Origin of the sequence: Prevotella sp. kh1p2, from assembly GCF_900111525.1 — a bacterium.
GTDB lineage: Bacteria > Bacteroidota > Bacteroidia > Bacteroidales > Bacteroidaceae > Prevotella.
Genome location: NZ_FOHY01000039.1, coordinates 1 through 5,006 on the forward strand (window position 1 = coordinate 1; position 5,006 = coordinate 5,006).

The 5,006-nt window shown below is 49.4% G+C and carries 9 protein-coding genes; 7 read left to right on the forward strand and 2 right to left on the reverse strand.

The annotated features are described in order from the left end of the window. Positions 1-290, reverse strand: a 290-nt coding sequence (locus tag BMW31_RS13380) for a transposase (protein WP_143049215.1), incomplete at its 3' end; no start/stop codon positions are given. A gap of 363 nt (positions 291-653) precedes the next feature. Here BMW31_RS13380 and BMW31_RS13175 point away from each other — a divergent pair. From BMW31_RS13175 to BMW31_RS13200, 6 genes are all read left to right on the forward strand, one after another. After that, the gene (locus BMW31_RS13175; protein WP_410524452.1) at positions 654-881 is read left to right on the forward strand and encodes a T9SS type A sorting domain-containing protein; all 228 of its coding nucleotides are present in this window, start codon (positions 654-656) and stop codon (positions 879-881) included. Between the two features lie 6 nt (positions 882-887). Next, positions 888-2,456, forward strand: coding sequence for a L,D-transpeptidase family protein (locus BMW31_RS13180; RefSeq protein WP_317039791.1), 1,569 nt, complete (start codon positions 888-890; stop codon positions 2,454-2,456). A gap of 47 nt (positions 2,457-2,503) precedes the next feature. After that, a complete protein-coding gene (locus BMW31_RS13185) occupies positions 2,504-3,049 on the forward strand; it encodes an RNA polymerase sigma factor (protein ID WP_091826745.1) in 546 nt (181 codons plus the stop codon). Between the two features lie 45 nt (positions 3,050-3,094). Beyond that, positions 3,095-3,457, forward strand: coding sequence for a hypothetical protein (locus BMW31_RS13190; protein WP_091826747.1), 363 nt, complete (start codon positions 3,095-3,097; stop codon positions 3,455-3,457). Between the two features lie 36 nt (positions 3,458-3,493). Then, complete coding sequence (locus tag BMW31_RS13195) at positions 3,494-3,928, forward strand: hypothetical protein (protein WP_091826749.1); 435 nt, start codon at positions 3,494-3,496, stop codon at positions 3,926-3,928. A 125-nt stretch (positions 3,929-4,053) separates the two neighbouring features. Then, positions 4,054-4,278, forward strand: coding sequence for a hypothetical protein (locus BMW31_RS13200; protein ID WP_091826751.1), 225 nt, complete (start codon positions 4,054-4,056; stop codon positions 4,276-4,278). Between the two features lie 13 nt (positions 4,279-4,291). Here the strand turns inward: BMW31_RS13200 and BMW31_RS13205 are convergent, their stop codons facing one another. Continuing rightward, positions 4,292-4,531, reverse strand: coding sequence for a hypothetical protein (locus tag BMW31_RS13205; protein WP_091826753.1), 240 nt, complete (start codon positions 4,529-4,531; stop codon positions 4,292-4,294). Positions 4,532-4,667: 136 nt separating this feature from the next. Here BMW31_RS13205 and BMW31_RS13210 point away from each other — a divergent pair. After that, the coding region (locus tag BMW31_RS13210) for a transposase (protein ID WP_091826755.1) at positions 4,668-5,006 on the forward strand (339 nt) is incomplete at its 3' end.

A 5,006-nucleotide genomic window follows, 5' to 3' on the forward strand; every position in this document is an offset into this window, starting at 1 on the left:
CAGCGGAGTTTCTCCTGGGCCAGTTCCTTCTTCAGGCGCTTCAGTTCTGCTTCATGCGCCTTGCGCTCCTCGAGCAGCTGGGCGCGAAGTTCGTCGAGCGTGGTTGGCAGTTCTTCGTGTTTCATAAGCAAGGGAATTGATGAGTTGTCGGGGTGGCCGTACGCGCGGAGGTATCCGAAGAATGTCGCCACGGGAATGCCGGCACTTGTGGAAAAGGCGCGTATCGACAGGCCACTCGTGAGGTACCGACGTAATAACTCTAATTTTTCGATTTCATTGTACTGTTTCATGACTTTTTACTTTTTTTGTTTGATGTAAACTGTCAACTTATTCAGTACAGGTCACATGGTAACAGGCGAGAGGCGTTTTTGCATTGTCAGGAAATGGAGAACACTTGGAGAAATTGACAGTCATTGTGCTCGTTGTTATCAGTTGGGAACGTTACTTGAGAACCTTTCGGCGGCTGGCAAAGTTAAATAAACTTAATACACGCCATATTCTGTATGCCTGGTTCCTGTGTTGTTTGATTAATTGTTTATCTTTGTCTCAACATTAAGTGATGTACGCGTATGAGAAAACCTATACTTACAGCATTTCTTTTCACATCTTTACTGATAGGGTTTCCTGCTGTCACGATGGCAGCAGCAAACGGAATGGAAGTTGAAGAAAGCGATTTCAACGAGATAGGTATATCCATACAGGGGCAATCGCTGCACATCGTCAATGCCAACGGCATGATGCTGCAGATTTATAATGTAACGGGCGTGTGCGTGATGAATGCCAAGATAGATGGTGCTGACAAGCGCTATGACCTTAACCTGCAGCGAGGCTGCTACATTATAAAGGTAGGAAAGGTTGTTCGTAAAATCTCTATCAGGTAATTTCCGTTGAAACTATCTGGTATCTTTTGGCTATCTGCGCTCGTCGTGACGCTTACGTTGCTGTCATGTCAGGATGAACCTTATAACCCCAACAAGTATCTTACGCTGGAGCAGTTTGCTTCTATGGATACGGCAGCCTATCGGGTAAATTCTCACAGAATACGCGAGGAAATAGGAAAGTTGTGTTCGGAGGACAAAGACTCAATGACTGCCGACTACCGTACACGGAGTTATTACCTGCAGAAAGGTGACTTCCTGTGGATTGACCGTCACGGTGTAGATGGCCGGGCCGACACTCTGCTGGCTTATCTCAATACTGTAGTGAGAATGGGATTTAGCAGGTCGCAGTTCCGTGCAGGCCAGATAGAGCTTGACCTGCAACGCATCCGCGCTCTTGATGTTGACCGGGATGAGAACCAAATCAACAAAGTCCTGGCGCGATTGGAATACAATCTGACCAAGGCTTATCTGCGTTATGCGACCGGACAACGCTTCGGCTTCGTTAATCCGCGCTATGTTTTCAATCGCCTTGACGTGCTTGAAAAAGACTCACTGCACGTAAGCTATCGCGGACTCTTTGACATCAAGATGGAACATGGAGGCAAGTTGTTCTATGCCACGGCCCTGCGCAAGATTAGAACCGACAGCGTAGGCGTCTTTTTACACGAATGCCAGCCTTCATCACCTTTGTATCGTAGGTTCCTGACTATGCTGAACGACGAAAGCGTACCGCTGAACATGAAGCCCAAAATACTGGTAAACATGGAACGATGTCGCTGGAGGCTGCACGATTATCCGCGTGGGCACGCCAAATATGTGCTGGTAAACATTCCGTCGTTCCACCTGCGGGCCATTGATGGGGATAAGGAACTGGAAATGCGTATAGGATGTGGCAGCATGGAGACTAAGACCCCTCTGCTGACCAGTTACATCAAGCGTATGGACATCAATCCGCAATGGATAGTGCCGCGCAGCATTATCAAGAACAGCATGATGCGCCATGCGGGCAATGCGTTCTACTTCCAGTCAAACCATTACTTCGCACGCAACAGGAAAACCGGCGAAACCTTGCCACCGGAACGCATATCGTGGGGCGTGCTGAATGACGACAACTTCCTGATAATTCAGGAGGGTGGGGAGCACAACTCCTTGGGACGCATCATCTTCCGCTTCGACAATTCCTTCTCCGTTTACCTGCATGATACCAACTCGCGCGGCGTATTCAGCAGAGAGGAACGCGGGGTCAGTCACGGCTGTGTCAGGGTGGAGCGGCCTTTCGACCTTGCAGTGTTCCTCTTCGATGACAAGAACGACAAGCGGATTGACAAGGTTCGCTACTCCATGAGCGCTGATGTAAGCTCCCTGGGAGTGAGCGGACGGCGCAAGCGAGCTGAAGAAATACCCGATACACTCAATCGTTCCATGCTCATAGGTTCGGTAGAAGTAACTCCTAAAATACCCGTGTTCATCACGTATTTTACGCTTTATCCGGACAAGGAGGACAAACTTCAAGAGTATGCCGACGTGTATGGATACGACAGTGTTATCTATCGGGAGCTGAACAACTACAGATAATGTGCCCGCAAAGTATAGTGGCAGGAACAAGATAAACGAGAACGAACATGTCATATGACGAGAAGGAAGTGCTGAAACTGCTGTCGTCGCCGGAGACCCAACGCAAGGGTTTCACGATGATAGTGAACCAATACAGCGAGCAGTTGTATTGGAAGATTCGCCATATCGTCATCGATCACGACGATGCCAACGACGTGTTGCAGAACACTTTCATCAAGGCATGGAACAATTTGGACGATTTTCAGAACAAATCCAAGTTCTCCACGTGGCTCTATCGCATTGCTATCAACGAGAGCCTCGACTTCCAACGGCGCCAAAAAGCTACAGCCAAGATTGGGGCTGACGGCGATCTGGCCCTTGCGGGCAGGCTGTTGGCCGACGAATATTTTGACGGTGACGAGACGCAGGCACTGCTGACAGAAGCCATAGCCAAACTACCTGATGTTCAACGAACCGTTTTCACGTTAAGATACTACGACGAAATGAAGTATTCGGAGATAAGTAAGATGCTCGGAACAACAGAAGGTGCGCTGAAAGCCTCTTATCATCTGGCGGTCAAAAAAATAGTGGAGTATTTGAAAACCCGCAATTAAACTTTCAGTAATTGCCATCGTCTAATAGCTAAAAGAAACATTATAATGAGCAGAGAAGAACGATATCTGGAGCGTACTTTTGGCCGCGAGAATCACTTTAAGGTTCCCGACGGCTATTTTGATACCTTGACCGACCGGTTGATGTCGAAACTTCCGGAGCACGAAACCAAGGTTGTAAGGCTGCAGCCCAGCTTCTGGCAGCGTAAGCGGACGGCTGTATTGGCTGCTGCCAGCCTGTTGGCAGCCATGTTCAGCCTGGGCGTTTATCTCCATACCGGGGACAGTGAGTCCCATGCCCGGGCCGTGGCTGCAAGCCTGCAGCCTGCAGACGACGGCAACCTGGATGTGGTTGCAGACTACACAATGATGGATAATATAGACATCTATGCTTACGTTTCGGATAACTGATGGATTGAGTTACGTTTGGTAAAGACACAAATAACTATGAGATTGAAAAGGTTTTTAGTCATTTTATGGGTCGTATTGATTGCTTGCAGCATGCAGGCACAGGAGCGACGCCGCTTTGACCCCAAGAAGTTTGAGGCCGATATGGAGCAGTTTATTACCAGCCATGCAGGTCTCACGCCGCAGGAGTCGAGTGTGTTCTTCCCGCTCTATCGTGAGATGCAGGGCAAGCAGCGTACGCTCTTCGGCGAGATGAGGCGATACCGCCACACCAATACCGATGATGATAAGGTCAGTGCAGAGGCTATAGAGAAACAAGATGCCATCGACATTGAGATAAAAAAGATACAGCAGCAATATCACCAGAAGTTCATGGATGTACTTCCGGCCAGCAAGGTGTTCAAAATCATCAGAGCCGAAGAGAAGTTCCATCATCAGGCTTTTCGCCGTGCAGCGATGCGCAGGCAGCGGTGAGGCAACCCTGTGGCGGAACAACGACAAGCCATAACTGGCGCGTGAGCCGGGTGGAGGATATGCCTCAGCTGTTATCCTATGCACACTTGCGCGGCAACATGACGACATATTTATGAATTAAAAATATGAGAAAATCAAGACGAACAAAATCAAATAGTCCCGTGAAGATCCTTAGGATGATTTCACGGGACGAAGAGTTGGAGCGCAGGGACGGCAGGTTCCAGCACCAACAGGTTTACAAAAACAAGCGGAAATATGACCGCCATGCAATGAAAAGGGAGTTAGGCCTTCAGAAGGAGCTTGACTCCCATTTTTTATTTCCGTACATTGCAGCTTCGCCGGCAAGCTGACCTGCGGCTCCACTCACGGCAGATTGCCGTAAATGGTGAAGCGGGAACCGTGACCGCCTACTCCGTCATAGTCGGTTGGCAGCGGCATGTGGGCACACAAGGCAGAAATTTGTTCGTCGCCAAGAGTCTGTTCCAGCTCCAGTGCGAAGCTGCAGGACTTGCCGTTATACCTTAAATCCCACACTGTGTAGCCCAAGGCATTCGCGGCAGTAGTTATCCTGTCCTGCCATATCCATGCTTCTTCGTATCTCATTTACAGTGCAATGGCTGTTTCAGCACCCGGAACCATCAATGCTGCATGCAGGCCCGTCGGGCATTGGCTCCAGCCCTACGTCTGACTTGTACTGAATAAGTTGACAGTTTACATCAAACAAAAAAAGTAAAAAGTCATGAAGCAGTACAATGAAATCGAAAAATTAGAGTTATTACGTCGGTACCTCACGAGTGGCCTGTCGATACGCGCCTTTTCCGCAAATGCCGGCATTCCCGTGGCGACATTCTTCGGATACCTCCGCGCGTACGGCCACCCCGACAACTCATCAATTCCCTTGCTTATGAAACACGAAGAACTGCCAACCACGCTCGACGAGCTTCGCGCCCAGCTGCTCGAGGAGCGCAAGGCGCATGAAGCAGAACTGAAGCGCCTGAAGAAGGAACTGGCCCAGGAGAAACTCCGCTGCCTGGCCAATTCCACGATGATAGACCTGGCCGAGAAGAAGTTCAACATC

Bases quoted from the DNA above. Each gene is read 5' to 3' on its own strand.
- BMW31_RS13205 (WP_091826753.1), bottom strand. From the start codon at position 4,531: ATGAGATACGAAGAAGCATGGATATGGCAGGACAGGATAACTACTGCC.
- BMW31_RS13190 (WP_091826747.1), top strand. From the start codon at position 3,095: ATGAGCAGAGAAGAACGATATCTGGAGCGTACTTTTGGCCGCGAGAAT.
- BMW31_RS13175 (WP_410524452.1), top strand. From the start codon at position 654: ATGGAAGTTGAAGAAAGCGATTTCAACGAGATAGGTATATCCATACAG.
- BMW31_RS13185 (WP_091826745.1), top strand. From the start codon at position 2,504: ATGTCATATGACGAGAAGGAAGTGCTGAAACTGCTGTCGTCGCCGGAG.
- BMW31_RS13195 (WP_091826749.1), top strand. From the start codon at position 3,494: ATGAGATTGAAAAGGTTTTTAGTCATTTTATGGGTCGTATTGATTGCT.
- BMW31_RS13200 (WP_091826751.1), top strand. From the start codon at position 4,054: ATGAGAAAATCAAGACGAACAAAATCAAATAGTCCCGTGAAGATCCTT.